The 20,153-nt window shown below is 71.1% G+C and carries 18 protein-coding genes, 1 tRNA gene and 1 pseudogene; 6 read left to right on the top strand and 14 right to left on the bottom strand.

Features of this window, described 5'->3' with window-relative positions:
* Nucleotides 1-126: 126 nt before the first annotated feature.
* Entirely contained in the window at nt 127-1,623 is a 1,497-nt protein-coding gene (gene rpsA, locus ACN260_RS08375) for a 30S ribosomal protein S1 (protein WP_088643126.1), read from the bottom strand.
* Nucleotides 1,624-2,009: 386 nt separating this feature from the next.
* Here rpsA and ACN260_RS08370 point away from each other — a divergent pair, with 386 nt between their 5' ends.
* The 3 genes and pseudogenes from ACN260_RS08370 to ACN260_RS08360 all read left to right on the top strand — a co-directional run.
* Nucleotides 2,010-2,834, top strand: a complete 825-nt coding sequence (locus ACN260_RS08370) for a class I SAM-dependent methyltransferase (RefSeq protein WP_422755419.1) — start codon at nt 2,010-2,012, stop codon at nt 2,832-2,834.
* 107 nt (nt 2,835-2,941) lie between these two features.
* Nucleotides 2,942-3,319, top strand: coding sequence for a Uma2 family endonuclease (locus ACN260_RS08365; protein WP_422756660.1), 378 nt, complete (start codon nt 2,942-2,944; stop codon nt 3,317-3,319).
* 163 nt (nt 3,320-3,482) lie between these two features.
* Nucleotides 3,483-3,827 (top strand): annotated as a pseudogene (locus ACN260_RS08360) (DUF3140 domain-containing protein); the annotation flags it as partial.
* Between the two features lie 17 nt (nt 3,828-3,844).
* Here the strand turns inward: ACN260_RS08360 and ACN260_RS08355 are convergent.
* The 12 genes from ACN260_RS08355 to ACN260_RS08300 all read right to left on the bottom strand — a co-directional run bounded on the left by ACN260_RS08355 (nt 3,845) and on the right by ACN260_RS08300 (nt 17,176).
* Nucleotides 3,845-4,405 (bottom strand): isochorismatase family protein, encoded by a 561-nt coding sequence (locus tag ACN260_RS08355; RefSeq protein WP_422755418.1) that lies wholly within the window; start codon nt 4,403-4,405, stop codon nt 3,845-3,847.
* 38 nt (nt 4,406-4,443) lie between these two features.
* Nucleotides 4,444-7,152, bottom strand: coding sequence for a DNA polymerase I (polA, locus tag ACN260_RS08350; RefSeq protein ID WP_422755417.1), 2,709 nt, complete (start codon nt 7,150-7,152; stop codon nt 4,444-4,446).
* Nucleotides 7,153-7,224: 72 nt separating this feature from the next.
* Nucleotides 7,225-7,977 (bottom strand): amino acid ABC transporter ATP-binding protein, encoded by a 753-nt coding sequence (locus ACN260_RS08345; protein ID WP_422756659.1) that lies wholly within the window; start codon nt 7,975-7,977, stop codon nt 7,225-7,227.
* Between the two features lie 80 nt (nt 7,978-8,057).
* Nucleotides 8,058-9,047: an amino acid ABC transporter permease gene (locus tag ACN260_RS08340; protein WP_422755416.1), complete on the bottom strand. Its 990-nt coding sequence runs from the start codon at nt 9,045-9,047 to the stop codon at nt 8,058-8,060.
* A 6-nt stretch (nt 9,048-9,053) separates the two neighbouring features.
* Entirely contained in the window at nt 9,054-9,959 is a 906-nt protein-coding gene (locus ACN260_RS08335; protein ID WP_364311808.1) for an ABC transporter substrate-binding protein, read from the bottom strand.
* Nucleotides 9,960-9,988: 29 nt separating this feature from the next.
* Nucleotides 9,989-10,699 carry an ABC transporter ATP-binding protein gene (locus ACN260_RS08330; RefSeq protein WP_088643117.1) on the bottom strand — a complete coding sequence of 237 codons (711 nt, stop codon included), beginning with the start codon at nt 10,697-10,699 and terminating at the stop codon, nt 9,989-9,991.
* Nucleotides 10,689-11,534: an ABC transporter ATP-binding protein gene (locus ACN260_RS08325; protein ID WP_422755415.1), complete on the bottom strand. Its 846-nt coding sequence runs from the start codon at nt 11,532-11,534 to the stop codon at nt 10,689-10,691. The genes ACN260_RS08330 and ACN260_RS08325 overlap by 11 nt, the downstream gene beginning before the upstream one ends.
* Complete coding sequence (locus ACN260_RS08320) at nt 11,527-12,672, bottom strand: branched-chain amino acid ABC transporter permease (protein ID WP_422755414.1); 1,146 nt, start codon at nt 12,670-12,672, stop codon at nt 11,527-11,529. Before ACN260_RS08320 ends, ACN260_RS08325 begins: the two co-directional genes overlap by 8 nt.
* The gene (locus ACN260_RS08315) at nt 12,669-13,619 is read right to left on the bottom strand and encodes a branched-chain amino acid ABC transporter permease (RefSeq protein WP_088643114.1); all 951 of its coding nucleotides are present in this window, start codon (nt 13,617-13,619) and stop codon (nt 12,669-12,671) included. Before ACN260_RS08315 ends, ACN260_RS08320 begins: the two co-directional genes overlap by 4 nt.
* A 102-nt stretch (nt 13,620-13,721) precedes the next feature.
* Complete coding sequence (locus tag ACN260_RS08310) at nt 13,722-14,882, bottom strand: branched-chain amino acid ABC transporter substrate-binding protein (RefSeq protein ID WP_422755413.1); 1,161 nt, start codon at nt 14,880-14,882, stop codon at nt 13,722-13,724.
* Between the two features lie 273 nt (nt 14,883-15,155).
* Nucleotides 15,156-16,349 (bottom strand): hypothetical protein, encoded by a 1,194-nt coding sequence (locus ACN260_RS08305; protein WP_422755412.1) that lies wholly within the window; start codon nt 16,347-16,349, stop codon nt 15,156-15,158.
* Between the two features lie 203 nt (nt 16,350-16,552).
* On the bottom strand, nt 16,553-17,176 hold the full coding sequence (locus tag ACN260_RS08300) for an ANTAR domain-containing response regulator (protein WP_088643111.1): 624 nt from the start codon (nt 17,174-17,176) through the stop codon (nt 16,553-16,555).
* Between the two features lie 96 nt (nt 17,177-17,272).
* Between ACN260_RS08300 and ACN260_RS08295 the strand changes: the two genes are divergently transcribed.
* Both ACN260_RS08295 and ACN260_RS08290 read left to right on the top strand, forming a co-directional pair.
* Nucleotides 17,273-17,356: transfer RNA gene (locus tag ACN260_RS08295), tRNA-Leu, on the top strand.
* A 31-nt stretch (nt 17,357-17,387) separates the two neighbouring features.
* On the top strand, nt 17,388-18,137 hold the full coding sequence (locus tag ACN260_RS08290) for a transcriptional regulator (protein ID WP_422755411.1): 750 nt from the start codon (nt 17,388-17,390) through the stop codon (nt 18,135-18,137).
* 33 nt (nt 18,138-18,170) lie between these two features.
* On the opposite strand, the gene ACN260_RS08285 is transcribed toward ACN260_RS08290, so the two are convergent.
* Nucleotides 18,171-19,379, bottom strand: a complete 1,209-nt coding sequence (locus ACN260_RS08285) for a trans-sulfuration enzyme family protein (protein WP_422756658.1) — start codon at nt 19,377-19,379, stop codon at nt 18,171-18,173.
* Between the two features lie 101 nt (nt 19,380-19,480).
* Between ACN260_RS08285 and ACN260_RS08280 the strand changes: the two genes are divergently transcribed.
* Nucleotides 19,481-19,960: an Lrp/AsnC family transcriptional regulator gene (locus tag ACN260_RS08280; RefSeq protein ID WP_422755410.1), complete on the top strand. Its 480-nt coding sequence runs from the start codon at nt 19,481-19,483 to the stop codon at nt 19,958-19,960.
* The last annotated feature ends 193 nt before the right edge of the window (nt 19,961-20,153 follow it).

Here is a 20,153-nt window from a genome sequence, read left to right as displayed (position 1 = left end):
CCCGGGACGGCACAGAGCCCCGCCCCCGGTCCGCGTGGCGGATCGGGGGCGGGGCTCCTGTGTCAGCGGCTACCCGGACCCGGGTGCGACGTCAGACGTCGTACCCGGTGGGGGCCAGCCTCCGGCTCACTTGCCGCCGGCGAGCTTCTCCCGCAGCGCGGCGAGCGCCTCGTCGGTGGCCAGGGTGCCGGCCGGCTCCTCGGCCTGCCGGCTCGGGGCCGACGAGCTGGTCGAGGTGGTGGTGCCGCCGGTGGCGACCGGCGGGGCCGGGTTCGCAGCGGCCTCGGCGTCGGCGGCCCGGGAGGTCTGCACCTGCTTGGTGTGGGCCTCCCAGCGCTGACGCGCCTCGGCGTACTGGTTCTCCCAGGTCTCGCGCTGCTTGTCGTACCCCTCGAGCCACTCGCCCGTCTCCGGGTCGAAGCCCTCCGGGTAGATGTAGTTGCCCTCGTTGTCGTACGTCGCGGCCATGCCGTAGAGGGTCGGGTCGAAGTGCTCCTCGCCCTCGACGAAGCCCTCGTTGGCCTGCTTGAGCGACAGCGAGATCCGGCGACGCTCCAGGTCGATGTCGATGACCTTGACCATGACCTCGGAGCCGACCTGGACGACCTGCTCCGGGATCTCCACGTGGCGCTCGGCCAGCTCGGAGATGTGGACCAGGCCCTCGATGCCGTCGTCGACCCGGACGAACGCGCCGAACGGCACCAGCTTGGTGACCTTACCCGGCACGATCTGCTGGATCGCGTGGGTACGGGCGAACTGCCGCCACGGGTCCTCCTGGGTCGCCTTCAGCGACAGCGAGACCCGCTCGCGGTCCAGGTCGACGTCCAGGACCTCGACCTCGACCTCCTGGCCCACCTCGACGACCTCGGACGGGTGGTCGATGTGCTTCCAGGACAGCTCGGAGACGTGCACCAGGCCGTCCACGCCGCCCAGGTCGACGAACGCGCCGAAGTTGACGATCGAGGAGACGACGCCCTTGCGGACCTGCCCCTTCTGGAGCTTGTTGAGGAACTCGGTGCGCACCTCGGACTGCGTCTGCTCCAGCCAGGCCCGGCGGGACAGGACCACGTTGTTGCGGTTCTTGTCCAGCTCGATGATCTTGGCTTCGAGCTCGCGGCCGACGTACGGCTGCAGGTCACGCACCCGCCGCATCTCGACCAGCGACGCGGGCAGGAAGCCGCGCAGGCCGATGTCGAGGATGAGACCACCCTTGACGACCTCGATGACCGAGCCGCGGACGACACCGTCCTCGTCCTTGATCTTCTCGATCGTGCCCCAGGCCCGCTCGTACTGCGCCCGCTTCTTGGAGAGGATCAGCCGCCCCTCCTTGTCCTCCTTCTGGAGGACCAGGGCCTCGATGTGGTCACCGACCGAGACGACCTCGGCGGGGTCCACGTCGTGCTTGATCGACAACTCCCGCGAGGGGATGACACCCTCGGTCTTGTAGCCGATGTCGAGCAGGACCTCGTCCCGATCGACCTTGACGACGGTGCCTTCGACAATGTCGCCGTCGTTGAAGTACTTGATGGTCTCGTCGATCGCGGCGAGGAAAGCCTCCTCGGAACCGAGATCGTCGTGGGTGACCCGGGTGGCGCTCGAGGGGGCCTCGATGCTGCTCGTCATGTGGGCGGTTGCTCCGGTCGGATGGGTTGTCACAGCAGGCGTGGTGTCGCAGTGACCCGTTCGCGCCAGCGGATCCGCCACCGACCCCACCTGACGATCGCCAGAAGAGGATCATCGGTGCTCCGGTGACCGCGCACCTGCTCCCTGCCGAGGTACACGATCCACGAGCGCATCGTCTAGCCTACCCGCTGCATTACCACAGCGTGCAAGCCCTCCCGGGTCCTCACGACCTCGTCTGCTGCGAAAGCGGAGATTTCGGTGGGAAAGCACCTCCGCTGTCTCATCCGTCACATCCACCCCACGGGACCGACAGCGTACGACCGTCCGCCGCGCCGCGCACGCCGGGGTCCGGCGGACGACGCCACCGCAGGGCCTAGCGTGAACGGGTGGACGACGACGAGCGGGTGATCCGACGCCGGGTGGGCGACACCGAGGCACGACGGGCCAACCGCGGCTGGTGGGACGCCGATGCCGACGACTACCAGGCCGAGCACGGCGCCTTCCTGGGCGAGGTGGACTTCCGCTGGTGCCCGGAGGGGCTGCGCGAATCCGAGGCGCGGCTGCTCGGCGAACTGGCCGGGCGGCGGGTGCTGGAGGTCGGCTGCGGCGCGGCGTCCTGCGCCCGCTGGCTGGCCACCCAGGGGGCCGAGCCGGTCGCCTTCGACCTCTCCGCCGGCATGCTGCGGCACGCCGCCCGCGCCGCCGGCACCAGCGGGGTGCGCGTACCGCTGGTGCAGGCCGACGCGCTGGCACTGCCGTTCGCCGGGGCGTCGTTCGACATCGCCTGCACGGCGTTCGGGGCGATCCCGTTCGTCGCCGACTCGGCCGCCCTGATGGCCGAGGTGCACCGGGTGCTGCGCCCCGGCGGGCGCTGGGTCTTCTCGGTGACCCACCCGATGCGCTGGGTCTTCCTCGACGACCCCGGCGAGGACGGGCTGACCGCCGTGCACTCCTACTTCGACCGCTCCCCCTACGTCGAGCAGGACGAGCGGGGGGTGGCCAGCTACGTGGAGCAGCACCGGACCCTCGGCGACCGGATCCGCGAACTGGTCGGTGCCGGCTTCCGCCTGCTCGACCTGGTGGAACCCGAGTGGCCGGCCGGCCACCGGGAGACCTGGGGGCAGTGGAGCCCGCTGCGCGGGCGGCTCTTCCCCGGCACCGCCATCTTCGTCACCGAGAAGCCGGCCACCACCCGACCGACCACCACCTGACCGGCCGGCGTTCCACTGCACCGAACGGCCACCGTCGCACCGCCGGTGCGCCCTGACGCCCCGTTCCCGGCGGTACGCTGCCGCCATGAGCGCCGAGCCCATCCCGTCTGCGGGTCGCCCAGGCGGTCGGGGTCGGGTTGAGCCCCAACACCAGCCGTCAGCCGGACGTGCTGCTCTACCGGGCCGAGGTGCCGGCCGACCGGTTCCGCCTGCGCCCTTCCGACGTCGTGCTCGCGGTGGAGATCGTCTCGCCCGGCACCCGACGGGTGGACCGGTTCGCCAAACCCGGTGAGTACGCCGCCGCCGGCATCCCGTTCTACTGGCGCGTCGAGCAGGACCCGGTGCACCTCTACGCGTACCGGATCGGCGACCGGGTCGGCCCCGGCGGGGAGCGGCAGTACGAGTTGGTCGCCGACAGCGCCGAGCTGATCGAGCTGACCGAACCGTTCGACATCAAGCTGCCGATCGCCGAGATCACCCCGTAGCCCGGCCAGGTGGTCGTCGGGCCGGTGTTTCCGGGCAGCGCCCGTTTCCGGGGAGCGTCGCCGGGTACCCGGCGGCCATGGCCGAGCAGCGGTTTCGACAGGGTGACCACGCCTCCCGGGCCGGTCACAGCGGTCGCGTTCCCCGGGCCGGAGGTGTTGCGCCGTGAGCCGCGCTGACGACCCGCAGCAGACCTACCGGGAGTTCACCGAGGCGGTGAACATGAAACCCGGGGAGCTGTCGTCCTGGTTGCAGACGCCCGAGTCCAAACAGGTCGGCTGGCACAAGGGTGGCCGGTCCGGTGGCGGCGAGTCGGTGGGGCACTCGTCGGGTCGCCGGATCGTCGACCTGCTACGCCGTAAGCGGGCCGAGTTGTCCGCCGCCGACTACCGGCACATGCGCACGGTGATCGGCTACGTGCACCGGCACCTGGCGCAGCGACCGGCCGGCGACGTCCGGGACACGAAGTGGCGCTGGTCGCTGATGAACTGGGGTCACGACCCGCTGCGCTGACGTGCGGAGTGGGGTCAGGCCGTGGTGGCGAAGTCGACGTCCTTCGTCGCGACCGTGCCCGCCGTGCGCCCCGGGGCTTTCTGGTACGACCAGTAGAGGTTGGTGTGCGCGACGACCTGCTCGGGCGGCGGCGCGCCCCACCGCGTGCGGTCCTGCGTGGTGTGGGCGTCGGCGACCAGCGTGGTGTCGTAGCCCCGCACGAACGCACCGTGCAGGGTCGACCGGACGCACGCGTCGGTCTGCGCACCGACCACCACGAGCCGCCCGACGCGCAGCCCGGCCAGCACCGACTCCAGCGCGGTGTCCTCGAAGGAGTCGCCGTAGAGCTTCTCGACGAGCGGTTCGGCGTCGACCGGGACCAGCTCGGGGACGATCCGCCAGTCGTCCCCGCCCGGGACGAGCCGGGCGTCGGAGTGCCGCACCCAGACGACGGGCACCCCCTCCTGGCGGGCCCGCCGCACCAGGGCGGCCACGTTGGCGACCACGTCGTCCCGCCGGTACGCCCCGGCGACGACCCCGCACTGCACGTCGACGACGAGCAGTGCGGTGTGCGGGCGATCGGTGAGTGTGCTCATCTCTCCCCTGGTCGGGCCGGCGCGGTGGAGTGCGAGGGCTAGTGGTCGGCGCTGTTCCAGTCCCGGCCCACGCCGACGGAGACCTCCAGCGGCACCGACAGCGGGTACGCCGCCCCCATCTCCTGGCGGACCAGCGTCTCCAACGCCTCCCGCTCGTCGGGGGCGACCTCGAAGACCAGCTCGTCGTGCACCTGGAGCAGCATCCTCGACCGCAGCCCGGCGTCGCGCAGCGCGGTGTCGATGCGCAACATGGCGACCTTGATGATGTCGGCCGCCGAGCCCTGGATGGGGGCGTTGAGCGCCATCCGCTCGGCCATGTCCCGGCGCTGCCGGTTGTCGCTGACCAGGTCGGGCAGGTAGCGGCGGCGACCCAGGACGGTGGAGGTGTAGCCGTCCTGGCGGGCGCGGGCCACCACCTCGTGCAGGTAGTCGCGCACCCCGCCGAATCCGGCGAAATAGTTGTCCATCAGCCCCCGGGCCTCGTCGGCGGTGATGCCGAGCTGCTGGGACAGGCCGAAGGCGCTCAGCCCGTACGCCAGGCCGTAGTTCATGGCCTTGATCTTGCGGCGCTGGTCGGCGGTGACCTCGCCGACTCCGACGGTGAAGACCGACGACGCGGTGGCGGCGTGGAAGTCGTGGCCGGAGTTGAACGCCTCGATCAGCGCCTCGTCCAACGACAGGTGCGCCATGATCCGCATCTCGATCTGGCTGTAGTCGGCGGTGAGCAGCGTCTGGTAGCCGTCGCCCACCACGAAGGCCCGGCGGATGCGCCGGCCCTCCTCGGTGCGGATCGGGATGTTCTGGAGGTTGGGGTCGGTGGAGGAGAGCCGGCCGGTGGCCGCCACGGTCTGCTTGAACGTGGTGTGGATCCGCCCGTCGTCGGCGACCGACTTGAGCAGGCCGTCGACGGTGGTCTTGAGCTTCGCCACGTCCCGGTGGCGTAGCAGGTGCTCCAGCACCGGGTGCGGGTTCTGGGCGTAGAGCCACTGGAGCGCGTCGGCGTCGGTGGTGTAGCCGGTCTTGATCTTCTTGGTCTTGGGCAGCCCCAGCTCCCCGAAGAGCAACTCCTGGAGCTGCTTGGGCGAGCCGAGGTTGAACTCCCGCCCCACCGCGGCGTACGCGCCCTGGGCGGCGGCCTTCACCTCGCCCGCGAAGTGCGCCTCAAGCTCCTGGAGGTAGTCCAGGTCGGCGCCGATGCCCACGCGCTGCATCCCGGCCAGCACCTCGGACAGGGGCAGCTCCACCTCGGCCATCAGCCGGGCGGACTGCTCGCCGTCGCGGGACAGCTCGGCGTCGATCGCGTCGGCCAGGTCGAGGGTGGCGCGGGCCTGGAGCATCAGATTCTGCTCGGCCTCGCCGTCGTCGCCGAGACCGTCGAAGGTGAGCTGGCCGGTCTCGGGCGCGTCTACCCGCAGCTCGCGGTGCAGGTAGCGCAGCGCCAGATCGGTCAGGTCGTAGGAGCGCTGGTCGGGGCGGGCCAGGTAGGCGGCCAGCTCGGTGTCCCGGGTGACGCCGGCCAGGGTCCAGCCCCGCGCGGCGAACGCCAGCCGGGCGTGCTTGCTGTCGTGCAGCACCTTGGGCTGGCGGGGATCGGCCAGCCAGTCGGCCAGGGCACGTTCGTCGGCCTCGGCCAGGGTGGTCGGGTCGAGCCACGCCGCCGGGCCGCTGGCCAGCGCGAGGGCCAGCGCTTCGAGCTGCGGCTCGTAACGCTCGCGGGGGCTCGTCGGCTTGGCCGGGGTCTTCACCGCCACGCCGACCTGGGTGCCGGTGGGGACGTGCTCGGCCAGCCAGTCGACCAGCGCGCCGGGCGCGGTGAGCCGTTCGCCGGCCAGGTCGAAGCCGGCCTCGGCCTCCGGCTCCACCGCCTCCAGGTACTGGTAGAGCCGGTCGCGCAGGATGCGGAACTGGAGGGTGTCGAAGACCTGGTGCACGGCCTCGCGGTCCCAGCCCTGCCAGCGGGCGTCCTCGGGGCGGACCGGCAGCTCCAGGTCGGAGACCAGGCAGTTGATCTCGTAGTTGCGGATCACGTCGGCGAGCCGCTCGCGCAGGCTGTCGCCGGCCTTGCCCTTGATCTCGTCGGCGTGGGCGATCACGCCCTCGACCCCGCCGTAGGTGTTGATCCACTTGGCGGCCGTCTTCGGGCCGACGCCGGGGATGCCGGGCAGGTTGTCGCTGGTCTCGCCGACCAGGGCGGCCAGGTCACGGTAGCGCTGCGGGCCGACGCCGTACTTCGCCTCGATCGCCGCCGGGTCCATCCGGGCCAGGTCGGAGACGCCCTTGCGCGGGTAGAGCACGGTGACGTCGTCGCCGACGAGCTGGAAGGCGTCCCGGTCGCCGGTGCTGATCAGCACCTGCATGCCCTGGTCGCGGGCCTGGCAGGCGAGGGTGGCGATGACGTCGTCGGCCTCGTAGCCCTCCCGCTCGACGACCGGGATGCGCAGCGCGTCGAGGACCTCCTTGACCAGGCTGACCTGGCCCTTGAAGTCGGCCGGGGTCTCGCTGCGGCCGGCCTTGTACTCCGCGTACTTCTCGGTGCGGAAGGAGCGGCGGGAGACGTCGAAGGCGACCACGATGTGGGTCGGCTGCTCGTCGCGGAGCACGTTGATCAGCATCGAGGTGAAGCCGTAGACCGCGTTGGTCGGCTGCCCGGTCGTGGTGGAGAAGTTCTCCACCGGCAGGGCGAAGAACGCCCGGTATGCCAGGGAGTGTCCGTCGACGAGGAGCAGGCGCGGCGTCGTAGCTGTCACGGCAGCGACTCTAGTCCGTACCCCCGACAACCCCCGGCGGCGGCACGGCCGACGCCGGGGGTGGCCCGGAACTCAGAGCACCTTGGCGAGGAACGTCCTGGTCCGCTCGTGTTGCGGATTGGCGATCACCTCGCGCGGGTCGCCGGACTCGACGACCACGCCGCCGTCCATGAAGACCAGCGTGTCGCCGACCTCCCGGGCGAAGCCGATCTCGTGGGTCACCACGATCATGGTCATCCCGTCCCGGGCCAGGTCCTTCATCACGTCCAGGACCTCGCCGACCAGTTCCGGGTCGAGCGCGCTGGTCGGCTCGTCGAAGAGCATCAGCTTCGGCCGCATCGCCAACGCGCGGGCGATCGCCACCCGCTGCTGCTGCCCACCGGAGAGCTGGCCCGGGTACGCGCCGAGCTTGTCGCCCAGCCCCACCCGCTCCAGCAGCTGCGCGGCCCGCTCCCGGGCCGCCGCCTTCTTCTCCCGGCCCAGCAGCACCGGGGCCTCGGTCACGTTGCCCAGCACCGTCATGTGCGGGAAGAGGTTGAACCGCTGGAACACCATGCCGATCGAACGGCGCTGCGCGGCCACCTCCTTCTCCCGCATCTCGTGCAGCCGGCCACCGCGCTCCCGGTAGCCGATCAGCTCGCCGTCGACCCGGATCGAGCCGGCGTTGATCTTCTCCAGGTGGTTGATGCAGCGCAGGAAGGTCGACTTGCCGGAGCCCGACGGCCCCAGCAGGCAGCACACCTCGCCGGCACGGACCTCCAGGTCGATGCCCTTGAGCACCTCCAGCGACCCGAACGACTTGTGCACCTGCTCGGCCCGCACCATCAGCCCGGACCCGTCGGCCGACGCACCGGCCCGGCCCGACTCGGCGGCGGGCGCGCCCGGCTGGCCGGGAATCAGCTCACTCATGCCTGACCCACCGTCCCCGAATTGCCGCCGCCACCGGTCTCCGCCGCCATCCCGCGCAACCGCAGCCGGGCCCGGCCGGCCGGGCCGTAGCCCTTGCCGAAGTGCCGCTCCAGGAAGTACTGCCCGACCAGCAGGATGCTGGTCAGGAAGAGGTACCACAGGCAGGCGGCCACGTACATCGGGAAGATCTGGAAGGTCCGCTTACCGACCGCGTCGAGCTGGAAGAACAGCTCCACGCTCACCGGCACGTAGAGCAGCAGCGAGGTGTCCTTGAGCATCGCGATGGTCTCGTTGCCGGTCGGCGGGATGATCACCCGCATCGCCTGCGGCAGCACCACCCGGCGCAGCAGCTGACCCCGGCTCATGCCCAACGCCTGGGCCGCCTCGGTCTGCCCCTCGTCGACCGACTGGATGCCGGCCCGGACGATCTCGGCCATGTAGGCCGCCTCGGACAGCGCCAACCCCAGCAGGCCGGCCATGAAGCCGGTGAGGATGTCCCGGGAGGAGAAACCGAACAGCCGCAGTTGCAGGTTGTCGATGCCGAAGAGCTGACCGAGCTGGGTGTCGAACGGCACCCCGAACTCGATCCGGCTCCACAGGATGCCGATGTTGCCGAAGACCGCCAGCAGCACCAGCCGGGGCACCGCCCGGAAGAACCAGGTGTAGAGCCAGGCGACCCCGCGCAGGATCGGATTGTCCGACAGCCGCATCACCGCCACCACCACGCCCAGCGTGACGCCGATGAGCATCGCGCTCACCGTCATCAGCACCGTGCCGCGCAGCAGCCCCTCGATGATCGGCGGACGGAACATCTTGTCCACCATGAACGACCAGTTGAAGGCGTCGTTGGTGACCAGCAGGTGGACGAACATGGCGACCAGCACGGCCAGCACGGCGACCGCGACCCAGCGCCCCGGGTGCCGTACGGGCACGGCGCGGAGAGGCTCCGGCCGCGCCCGTACGGTGGAAGTGTCGTGGGATTCCATGACCTGTTACGGGTTGATCGCGGGGTCCGTGATCGCGCCGTCCGCCACCTTCCACTTGTCCAGCACCGACTTGTACGACCCGTCGGCGATCAGCGCCTTGGTCGCGTCCCGCACCGCCTCGGCGAACGCCGCCTGGTCCTTGCCGACCACGTAGCCGTACGGGGCCGCCTCGTACTGCTTGTCGAGCAGTTCGAGGGCGTCGTTGGACTGGGTCACCGCGAACACCCCGACCGGGTAGTCGGCGAGCATCGCGTCGTCCTTGCCGGAGACCACCGCGGCGGTGGCGGCGTCCTGACCGGGGAACTGCTCGACGGTGATCGCCGGCTTGCCGGCGTCGGTGCAGGTCTTGGAGCGCTTCTGGATGTCCTCGACCTGGACGGTGTCCTTCTGCACGGCGATCTTCTTGCCGCAGGCGTCGTCGATCTTGACGCCGGCCGGGTTGCCCTTCTTGGTCACCCACTGGGTGCCGACCTGGAAGTAGCTGACCATGTTGGCCTGCTGCTTGCGCTCGTCGTTGATGGTGAACGACGAGACGCCGACCTCGTACTTGCCGGTGCCCACGCCGGAGATGATGTCGCCGAACGGCGCGGAGACGAACTCCGCCTTGAGGCCGAGCTTGGCCGCCACGGCGGTGAACAGCTCGACGTCGAAGCCGATGACCGTCTTGCCGTCGTTGTCGAGGAACTCCGCCGGGGCGTACGTCGAGTCGGTGCCCACGACGATCTTGCCGTCGGCCTTGATGGCCGCGGGGACCTTGTCGGCCAGCGAGGTGTCCGCCGACGCGCTGACCGACGGGCCGCCGCCGGGCTGCTCGGTGCTCTCCTCCTCGCCACAGGCGGCGAGGGAGAGCAGCAGAGCGGTCGCGCCGGCGACGCCGAACGCCGCCCGCCGACCAGGGGTGAGGTGGAACATGGCAGTACTCCTTTGCGAGGGGGCGACGGTCAGGCCACGCCGAGGTAGGCCTCTTTGACCGACGGGTCGTGCAGCAGCTCCGCGCCGGTACCGCTCTTGACGATGCGGCCGGTCTCCAGCACGTACGCCCGGTGGGCCCGGGCGAGCGCCTGCTGCGCGTTCTGCTCCACCAGCAGGATCGTGGTGCCCTGCTCGTTGATCTCGGTGATGATGGAGAAGATCTGCTGGATCAGCATCGGGGCCAGACCCATCGACGGCTCGTCGAGCAGCAGCAGCTTGGGTCGGCTCATCAGCGCCCGGCCGACGGCCAGCATCTGCTGCTCGCCGCCGGAGAGGGTGCCGCCGGCCTGCTTGCGCCGCTCGGCCAGCCGGGGGAACAGCTCCAGCACCCGGTTGAGGTCCTGGGCGATGCCCGCCCGGTCCCGGCGGGTGTAGGCGCCCATGTCGAGGTTCTCCAGCACGGTCATGCCGGGGAAGATGCCGCGACCCTCCGGGGCCTGGCACAGCCCCCGCCGGACCCGAAGGTCCGCCCGGAGCTTGGAGATGTCCTCGCCCTCGAAGCGGATCGCTCCGGAGGCGATCGGCCGGATACCGGAGATCGCCCGCATGGTGGTGGACTTACCGGCGCCGTTCGCGCCGATCAGGGCGACGATCTCGCCCTCCCCCACGGTCAGGCTGATCCCGTGCAGCGCCTGGATGCGCCCGTACAGCAGGCTGACGTCGTCAATCTCAAGCAGCATCGTCCGGTACCCCCAGGTACGCCGCGACCACCTTCGGGTTGTCCCGCACCTCGGCGGGCAGCCCCTCGGCGATCTTCTTCCCGAACTCCAGCACCACGATCCGGTCGGTGACGCCCATGACCAGGCGCATGTCGTGCTCGATCAGCAGCACGGTCACGCCGGTGTCGCGGATCTGCCGGATGAGCTGGAGCAGCTCCTCCTTCTCCGCCGGGTTGAAGCCGGCGGCCGGCTCGTCCAGGCAGAGCAGCACCGGGTCGGTGGCCAGGGCCCGGGCGATCTCCAGCCGGCGCTGCTCGCCGTAGGACAGGTTGCGGGCGAACTCGTGCATCCGGGGCCGGATGCCGACGAACTCCAGCAGCCGTTCGGCCTTCTCCCGGCCCTCGCGCTCCTCGCGCCAGTGCCGGGGCAGCCGGAACAGCGCCGAGACCACACTGGTCTTGTGGTGCGCGTCGGCACCGACCTGCACGTTCTCCAGCGCGGTCATCTCCGGGAAGAGGCGGATGTTCTGGAACGTCCGCGCCATGCCCATCTGGGTGATCTGGTGCCGCTTCTTGCCGCTGATCTTCTCGCCGCGGAACCGGATCTGCCCCTCGCTGGGCTGGTAGATGCCGGTCATCGCGTTGAAGCAGGTGGTCTTGCCGGCGCCGTTCGGGCCGATCAGCCCGAGGATCTCCCCCTTGTAGAGGGTGAAGTCGACGTCGTTGAGCGCCACCACGCCGCCGAAGCGCAGCGTGACGTGGTCGACCTCCAGCAGCGGTTCCCGCCCGGGGACGGTCTCGACGGCGGGCGCGCCCGCCTGGGCCGGAACGGCCGGGGTCTGTTCGGTGTCACTCACCGACGATCACCTCCTTGCGGCGGTCCTTGAACTCCGCCGCCCGTCGCCGGTTCGGGATGAGGCCCTGTGGCCGGAAGATCATCATCACCACGAGCACCAGGCCGAAGAAGAGGAACCGGTACTCGTACAGCTCCACGCCGAACAGCTCGATGCCGCGGAACCGCTCGATCATGTACGCCACCAGGCCGCCGCCGACGATCGCGCCGACGATGTTGCCCGAGCCGCCCAGGATGACCGCGGCCAGGATGATGATCGAGTTGAGCAGCTCGAAGTTCTGCGAGTTGACGAAGTTCTGCTTGCCGGCGAAGAGCGCACCGGCCAGGCCGGCGATCGCCGCGCCCGAGGCGAACGCCCAGAGCTTGAACTTGAACGTCGGCACGCCCATCAGCTGGGCGGCGTCCTCGTCCTCCCGGATCGAGATCCAGGCCCGGCCGACCCGGCTGTGGGTCAGGTTCCGCACCCCGATCACCACCAGGATGATCAGCGTGAGCACCAGCCAGTAGTACGGGCGGGCGTCGAGCACCCCGAAGAACGGCTTGCCGTCGGCGTACTTGCCGGGCGGGTGCGGGATCTGGTTGAAGCCCCGCTGGCCCTTGAGGAACTCGGAGCTGACCGCCGCGATCCGGATCATCTCGGCGAAGCCTAGTGTCACCAGCGCCAGGTAGTCACCGCGCAGCCGCAGGGTCGGGGTGCCGAGCATGACGCCGGAGACCATGGTGAGGGCGATCGCGATCGGCACCACCAGCAGCCACGGCCACAGCGTCTTGAGGTCGCTGCTCGGCGAGGTCAGCACCGCCACCGTGTACGCGCCGACGGCGAAGAAGCCGAAGTAGCCGAGGTCGAGCAGGCCGGCGAAGCCGACCACGATGTTCAACCCGACGGCGAGCAGCACGTAGATCGAGACGGTGAAGAGCACCTGGGTGAAGTTGGAGCCCGTGGTCGGGATCGGCCCCAGGTACTGGTAGAACTCCTTGTTGGGCAGCGCGTAGAAGAACGCGATCAGCGCCGCCAGCGCCACCCAGCGCACCCAGCGCGGGGCGTCGTGCCAGCGCTGCGCGATGGCCTCGCGGCCGTGCCGCAGCCGTGTCCCGATCCCCTGCTGCTGCTCGGGGGTCGGCGGATTAACCGTCGTTGTCATGCCCGTGCCCTTCCCAGCGATTCGCCCAGCAGACCGGTCGGCCGGAACATCAGCAGCACCACCAGCACGGCGAAGGCGGCGAAGTCCTTCCACTCGCTGCCGAACAGCCCCGAGGCGTAGTTCTCCACCACACCCAGCAGCAGGCCGCCGACCAGGGCGCCCCGCAGGTTGCCGATGCCGCCGAGCACCGCGGCGGTGAACGCCTTCAGGCCGAGCAGGAAGCCGACGCTGTAGGTCAGGCTCTGGATCCGTACGTCGTAGAGCAGGCCGGCGACGCCGGCCATGGTGCCACCGGCGATGAAGACCATCAGGATGATCCGGTCCTTGTTCACGCCCATCAGCGCGGCGGTGTTGGCGTCCTGGGCGACCGCCCGGATACCCCGGCCGACCCGGCTGCGGTTGATGAACTGGTCCAGCGCGACCATCATCACCAGCGCGGCGCCGAGGGTGAGCAACTGCACCCCGTCGATCGGCACCCCGAAGAGGTGGAACAGCGGCTTCTGGCTGATCAGGATCGGTGCGCCCTCGGGCCGCCGACGGGTCCAGATGCCGAACGCCTCCGAGATCGCGATCGACGCGCCGATCGCGGTGATCAGGAAGGCCAGCGGCGGCGCGTTGCGCTTACGCAACGGCCGGTACGCCACCCGCTCGATCACGGTCGCCGTGCCGGCCGACGCGATGGCCGCGACGATCATCGCGACGAGCAGGTAGAACAGGATCGAGCCGACCCCGCTGACCTGGGAGTCCTGGTCGAGTCCGAAGCCGTTCCAGGTCCAGATGGCGGCGAACGCGCCGGCGATGAAGACCTCGGAGTGGGCGAAGTTGATGAGTCTGAGTACGCCGTAGACCAGCGTGTAGCCGAGCGCGACCAGGGCGTAGATCGCACCCTGTGTCAGGCCGGTCGTGGTGAGTTCCCCGAAGTTGGAGAACAGTCCGTCGAAGTTCACGGGAGGGCCGCTCCGTCAGGTGTGGAGAAACAGGTGGTGCGGCCGGGAGCGAGCTCCCGGCCGCACCCGCGATCTGTCGTCAATCGCTCGCAGCGACCGTGGTCAGGCCTTCGGGATCTCCTGGTCGGGGACGACCTTGCCGCCCTGGACCTTGAACGCCCAGACCTTGACCTGCGCCGGGTCCAGCTCGCCACCCTCGACGAACTTGTAGCTCGACGCGACGCCCTCGCCGCTGTAGTTCTTCACGAACTCCAGCAGGTCGGCGCGGGTGGTCTTCTTGGCCTTGATGCCGGCGAGCAGGATGTTCGCGGCGTCGTAGGCGGTGTCGCTGTAGGTGCCCGGGTCGGCGCCGTTGAGGGCCTTGAACTCCTCGACGAAGGTGCCCCGGGCCTCGGCGGCCGGCGCGCACGGGCAGGTGAGGATGGTGCCCTCGGCGGCGGCGGCACCGGCGGTGGTGATGTACGCCGGGTCGTTGGAGCCGTCACCGACGACCATCGGGGCGGTGACGCCGGCAGCGGTGAGCTGCTTGCGGATCAGGCCGGCCTCCTGGTAGTAGCCACCGAAGAAGACGGCCTTGACGCCGGCCGCCTTGACCTTGGTCACCACGCCGGAGAACTCGGTCTGCTTGCCCTCGCCCTGGACCTTGTCCGAGCCGACGACCGCGCTGCCGAGGACCTTCTTGACCTCGTCGGCCAGGCCCGCGCCGTAGGCGGACTGGTCGTCGATGACGTAGACCTTGTCGGCCTTCATCACGTTCTTGATGTAGGTGCCGGCCGCCGGACCCTGGCTCAGGTCGTTGCCGACCGCCCGGAAGAAGGTCTTCCAGCCCTGCTGGGCGAGGCTGGGGCGGGTGGCGGAGGGGGTGATGGTGACCAGGCCGGCCTCGTTGAACAGCGGGCCGGCGGCCTCGGACTCGCCCGAGTAGGCCGGGCCGACGATGCCCAGGAGCTTGGCGTCGTCGATGGCCTTCTGGGCCAGACCGGGGGCCTGGTCCGGGCTGCCCTGCGAGTCCAGCTCGGCCAGCTCGACCTTGCAGTCGGCGTTTTCCTTGTTGTACTTCTCGACGGCGAGCTTGACGCCGTTCTTCTCGTTGATGCCCAGCGCCGCCGAGCTGCCGGTCAGCGCGCCGAAGAACGCGATCTTGCTACCGCAGCCGTCCCCACCGGACGCCTCGTCGTCGCTGCCGCTGGAGCAAGCGGTGCCGCCGGCGACGAGCGCCAGCATGGCGACTCCACCGATCACGCGTGCGAGCTTCTGCCTCAAGGCCGGAACCCTCCTCCGTCGCATGGTCCGAACCACCCGCTGCCTATTGGCCCTTGCGGGGGCGGACGAACCAGACCGTCGTCGCCGGTCTGGGCCGGGACGTTATCCCACCGGGAAGCTGCGACGTAAGCCCCAGCAAGCGGGGTTGACCGAACCGTTACACGCCGTGGCGGATTCGAAACGATCGCTGTAAGAACCGTCGGTTCTGAGAGATTTTCACTTTCTATTCGACGGCGCGGGACGCCACCGCCCACCGCCCCCGCCTATAGCCACTCAAACCCGCCCCCACCAGGCGTGGGAGGTTCTGCCGTCATCGGCCAGCAGGAGCAGTCGATCATCACCGCCGGCCACCGCCAGGGCGGTGTCGCCACCATCACCCACCGCCAGCGGCACCCGGACGGAGCGCCACGACACCCCACCGTCCGTCGACATCCACACCGCGCGACCGGCACCGTCCCCGGTCACCACCACCAGCGCCCCACCCACCACGGTCAGCCCCACCACCGACAGCACGCCCGGCCCGACCGCCCCGAACCCGCCGACCCGCCGCCAGCGAGCCCCGTCGTCGGTCCGCCACACGGCGAAACCGTCGGAAACCGCCCCCACCACCACCGGCACTCCGTCGCGCAGCACCACCCGCTCCGCCCGCCCCCGACCGTCGGGCACCGGCAACTCCGCCCGCCGCCAGGAGCGCCCGTCGGCCGAGTTCCAGGCCACCGGCCGCAGCGCCGCCCCACCCGCCGGCAGCAGCGAGCCGACCACCAGCCAGCCCGCCGGCAGCGCCACCGCGTCGTACGCCGCCGTCCGCCCCCGGGCGTCCCCGGCCAGCTCGGGCAACCCCTCGGCCAGGGTGAACCCGCCCGCGTCCGGCGACGTCCAGACCGCCGCGCCGTCGGCCCGGGCGCCCGCGATCAACCAGCCCTGCGCACCGGCCGCCAACCGGGCCACGCTGACCGCGCGGGGGCCGCCGAACAGCTCGAACGCCGCCGGCACCTCCCGCAACGGGCCGTCGCCGTCGCGGACCCAGGTCCCGGTACGCGGATTGCCGTGCACCCCACCGTTCTTGGCGCCCAGCGCCGCCACCCGGCCCCCGCCCGTACCGGCGGGCGCGCAGGCCGCCGCGTAGAGCACGTGCTGCCGACCGTAGAACGTGCTGGCCGCGACCGGCACCGACAGCCAGGTGGCCCCGTCCGCGCTGGACCAGGCCGCCGGGCGGCTCCCACCGGCGGCATCGACGACCCCGCCGACCAGGAACCAGACCCCGGCGCAGGAGACCGCGTCGCGCAGCACCAGCCGGCCGGCCGGACCGGGCGGCACCGGCAGGGTCGCCTCCCGCCAGGCCGGCTCGACCGACGCCGACCGGCCGTCACCCGGGCCTGCCTCGCCGTTTCCGCTTCCGGCCCGGTCGCAGCCGGCGACCACCAGGACAAGCAGAGCGCACACCACGAGCACGCGCCGGGCAGACATGCGTCGATGCTAGGCAGCGGAACCCCGCCGTGGGGGGCGGGTCGGACCGCCCGACCGGCGGCCCGCCCGACCGATCCGGAACCGGACGGCCGTCGGGGCGGATTCGTCCGCCGGTTCGGAGCTGGCCGCCGCGCCGACCGGACGGGGTGGGTCGCCGGGCGGGGAGGAAAGACGGACCGATCGGTGAGCGGTACGCCGACAGGTCAGGAGGTGGGCTGCTCGGCGATCTCGCCACCGGCGGTCTCGGCGAGGATCCGCTCGGCGACCTCCTTCATGGTCATCCGGTGGTCCATCGCGGTGCGCTGGATCCACTTGAACGCCTGCGGCTCGGTCATCCCGTACGTCGTCATCAGCGCGCCCTTGGCGCGTTCGACCGTCTTGCGGATCTCCAGCCGGTCGGTGAGGCCGGCCACCTCGGATTCCAGGGCGGCGATCTCGGAGTAGCGGGACAGCGCGATCTCCACCGCCGGCACCAGGTCGCTCTTCTGGAACGGCTTGACCAGGTAGGCCATCGCACCGGCGGCCCGCGCCCGTTCCACCAGGTCACGCTGGCTGAACGCGGTCAGGATGATCACCGGGGCGATCCGGGCGCCGGCGATCCGCTCGGCGGCGGCGAGGCCGTCCATGATCGGCATCTTGATGTCGAGGATGACGAGGTCGGGCTTGAGCTCCTCGGCCAACCGGACGGCGGTCTCGCCGTCACCGGCCTCGCCGACGACCTCGTAACCCTCCTCGACCAGCATCTCGGCCAGGTCCAGTCGGATGAGCGCCTCGTCCTCGGCGATCAGCACCCGCCTGCGCTCGGCATCCGTCTGCGTCTCGGCCACCAGCCCTACCCCCACCATCGATCCCACACCGGCTACCACCCATGCTCCCGCATGAGCCTAGTCGGGTACAGTGAGCCACGCGCCCCTCGGGGTGACGCCGGGATGATGGAATCGGCAGACATGAATGCCTCAAAAGCATTTGCCTTAACAGGCGTGCGGGTTCGAGTCCCGCTCCCGGCACCTTGTCACACACCTGTTCGATGATGCCCCGGTGCATCCACCAGAGATCCGGGCCCGCGCCCGGCAGGTGCACCGCGCCGGCGGTTCGGTCGCCGACGCGGCACGTGCCGTCGGCCTTCCCTACCGCACCGTCTGGCACTGGTGCAACGACCGTCCCGAGGCGCGGCAGCGGGGCACCGAGCTGCGGTGCTTCCGGTGCCGGGACGGGCTCGACGGTCCGGCCGACCCGGCGGCGTACGCGTATCTCCTCGGCCTGTACCTCGGCGACGGCCACCTGGTGACGACGGCCCGGGTGCCGGTGCTGCGGATCTACTGTGCCGCCGCCTGGCCGGGGCTGGTCGACGCGTGCGACCTGGCCATGCGGGCCGTGCTCGCCACGACGGTGCAGCGGGTGCGCAAGCAGGGCTGCGTCGGCGTGCAGAGCTACGGCCGGCACTGGCCGTGCCTGTTTCCCCAGCACGGGCCGGGCCGCAAGCACGAACGCCGGATCGGCCTGGCCGACTGGCAACGCGAGATCGTCCAGCGCCGGCCGGGCGACTTCCTGCGGGGTCTGTTCCACTCCGACGGCTGCCGGGTGGACAACCGGGTGACCGTGCGGGGCCGACCGTACGTCTACCCGCGCTACCACTTCAGCAACGAGTCCACCCACATCATGGGCCTCTGCCAGTGGGCACTCGACATGCTCGGTGTCGCCTGGACGATGAACCGCCGCAACTGCCTGTCGGTGGCGCGGCGGGCGGCGGTCGCCACCCTGGACGGCCACGTCGGCCCCAAGCACTGACCCGTCAGCAGGGCCGACCACCCCACCGGACGCTCACCCCGCCGCGAGCGCGCGGGCCAGGTCGGTCCACAGGTCCTCGGGGTCCTCCAGGCCGACCGAGATCCGCAGCAGCCCGTCGCCCGGCTTCGCCTCCCCGGTCACCGGCCGGTGGGTCAGCGACGCGGGATGCTGGATCAGGGTGTCCACCCCGCCCAGCGACACCGCGTGGGTGATCAGCCGGCAGGCCCCGGCGACCCGGGCGGCGGCCGGCGCGCCGCCGCGTACGTCGAAGGCGAGCAGGCTGCCGGTGCCGGCGAGTTGCCGGCCGACCAGCCCGGCCGGGTCGTGCACCGAGGGGTGGTGGACCCGCGCGACGGCCGGGTGCCCGGCGAGCCGCAGCGCGAGCTTCTCCGCGCCGGCCTGCTGGGCGCGGACCCGCAGCGGCAACGTCTGCAGGCCCCGGTGCAGCAGGTACGCGCCGAGCGGGTGCAGCACCGCGCCGGTGACCGCGCGCACCTGGCGCAACCGGGCGGCCCAGCCGGCGTCGCAGGCCACCACCCCGGCGAGCACGTCGCCGTGCCCGCCGATGCTCTTGGTGGCGCTGTGCAGGACGAGCGTGGCGCCGTGCCGGGCCGGCTGTTGGAGCACGGGGGTGGCGACGGTGTTGTCGACCAGCAGCGGGACGTCGCCGACGGCGGCGGCCAGGGCGGCGATGTCGACGAGGTCGAGGGTGGGGTTGGCCGGGGTCTCCACGACGACCAGGCCGGTGTCGGTCCGTAAAGCGTCGGCGACCTCGTCGGGACGGGCCCAGCTGACCTCGGTGCCGAGCAGGCCGGTGGCGAGCACGTGGTCGGTGCCCCCGTAGAGGGGACGGACGGCGACGACGTGCCGGCGACCGTCCCGGGTGGCCGCGAGCAGGGCCGCGGTGAGCGCGGCCATGCCGCTGGCGAAGGCGACCGCCGCCGGGGTGCCTTCGAGGGCAGCCAGCGCGGTCTCGAAGCGGGCCACGGTGGGATTCCACAGGCGCTGGTAGACGGCGCTGTCGCCGGGCGGGAGGGTGCCGCCGGTGGCGAGCAGTTCGTAGGCCGCGCCGCCGGCCTCGACCGACGGCAGCGGGTTGGTGGTGGACAGGTCGATAGGCGGTACGTGCACCCCGAGGGCGGCGAGGTCCTCCCGGCCGGCGTGCACGGCCCGGGTGTCCACCGACGTATCGTCGAGGGTCGTCCCGACGCTGGGGGTAGGGGGTGCCGTAGCCGCCGTCATGCCGGAAGCCTCGAACATCAGCATGATGGCAGGCAATACCTTCGAACGATATTCTGGCGGTACGGCTTTTCCTACGCTCGGATTCGCGGGAGGATGCCGGGATGCCCTCCGCACCGAACGATGTACGGCCCTTCGTCACCCTGGACGACGTCGACCGCGCGATCCTGACCGAGCTGGCCGCCGACGGCCGGCTGCCGAACAACGCCCTCGCCGAACGGGTGGGGGTGGCCCCGTCGACCTGCCTGACCCGGACCCGGGCGCTGCGGGACTGCGGGGCGATCCGGGGCTTCCACGCCGAGGTGGACCCGGCGGCGGTGGGGTTGCCGTTGCAGGCACTGGTGTCGGTCCGGCTGACCGCGCACGAGCGGGCCGCGGTGGACGCCTTCCGGGCCCGTTCGGTACGGCTGCCCGGGGTGGTGTCGGTGTTCCACGTGGCGGGCGCGGAGGACTACGTGCTGCACGTCCGGGCGGCGTCGGGTGACGCGCTGCGCGACTTCGTCCTGGACCAGTTGGCGGTGGACCCGGCGGTGCAGCACACCCAGACCAGCCTGATCTTCGAGCAGGCCCGCGGCCGGGGCTGACCCGCCGGCCACCGCCCGCCCACTCGCCCACCTGTCCGCTCGCCCGCCCGCCTGTCCGCCCACCCGGCGCCAAGATCGACTCAATGGCAGCGGTGTTGCGGTATCCGCAGAGCCGGATGCCGCCACATCGCTGATGTCGCGGTGTTCACCACCCCGGACCCTGGTCGGGCCCGGCCCGGCCCCGACCAGGGAA

This window comes from Micromonospora sp. WMMD708 (assembly GCF_049315245.1).
Taxonomy (GTDB): Bacteria; Actinomycetota; Actinomycetes; order Mycobacteriales; family Micromonosporaceae; genus Micromonospora; species Micromonospora wenchangensis.
Note: the sequence above shows the minus strand (reverse complement) of the source record. Positions and strands in the feature narration are given on the sequence as shown.

What these genes read in the sequence shown, in the direction of transcription:
- ACN260_RS08355 (WP_422755418.1), bottom strand. Translation starts at nt 4,405, where the DNA reads ATGAGCACACTCACCGATCGCCCGCACACCGCACTGCTCGTCGTCGAC.
- ACN260_RS08320 (WP_422755414.1), bottom strand. Translation starts at nt 12,672, where the DNA reads ATGACAACGACGGTTAATCCGCCGACCCCCGAGCAGCAGCAGGGGATC.
- rpsA (WP_088643126.1), bottom strand. Translation starts at nt 1,623, where the DNA reads ATGACGAGCAGCATCGAGGCCCCCTCGAGCGCCACCCGGGTCACCCAC.
- ACN260_RS08280 (WP_422755410.1), top strand. Translation starts at nt 19,481, where the DNA reads ATGCCCTCCGCACCGAACGATGTACGGCCCTTCGTCACCCTGGACGAC.
- ACN260_RS08285 (WP_422756658.1), bottom strand. Translation starts at nt 19,379, where the DNA reads ATGACGGCGGCTACGGCACCCCCTACCCCCAGCGTCGGGACGACCCTC.
- ACN260_RS08305 (WP_422755412.1), bottom strand. Translation starts at nt 16,349, where the DNA reads ATGTCTGCCCGGCGCGTGCTCGTGGTGTGCGCTCTGCTTGTCCTGGTG.
- ACN260_RS08340 (WP_422755416.1), bottom strand. Translation starts at nt 9,047, where the DNA reads ATGGAATCCCACGACACTTCCACCGTACGGGCGCGGCCGGAGCCTCTC.
- ACN260_RS08330 (WP_088643117.1), bottom strand. Translation starts at nt 10,699, where the DNA reads ATGCTGCTTGAGATTGACGACGTCAGCCTGCTGTACGGGCGCATCCAG.
- ACN260_RS08335 (WP_364311808.1), bottom strand. Translation starts at nt 9,959, where the DNA reads ATGTTCCACCTCACCCCTGGTCGGCGGGCGGCGTTCGGCGTCGCCGGC.
- ACN260_RS08345 (WP_422756659.1), bottom strand. Translation starts at nt 7,977, where the DNA reads ATGGTGCGGGCCGAGCAGGTGCACAAGTCGTTCGGGTCGCTGGAGGTG.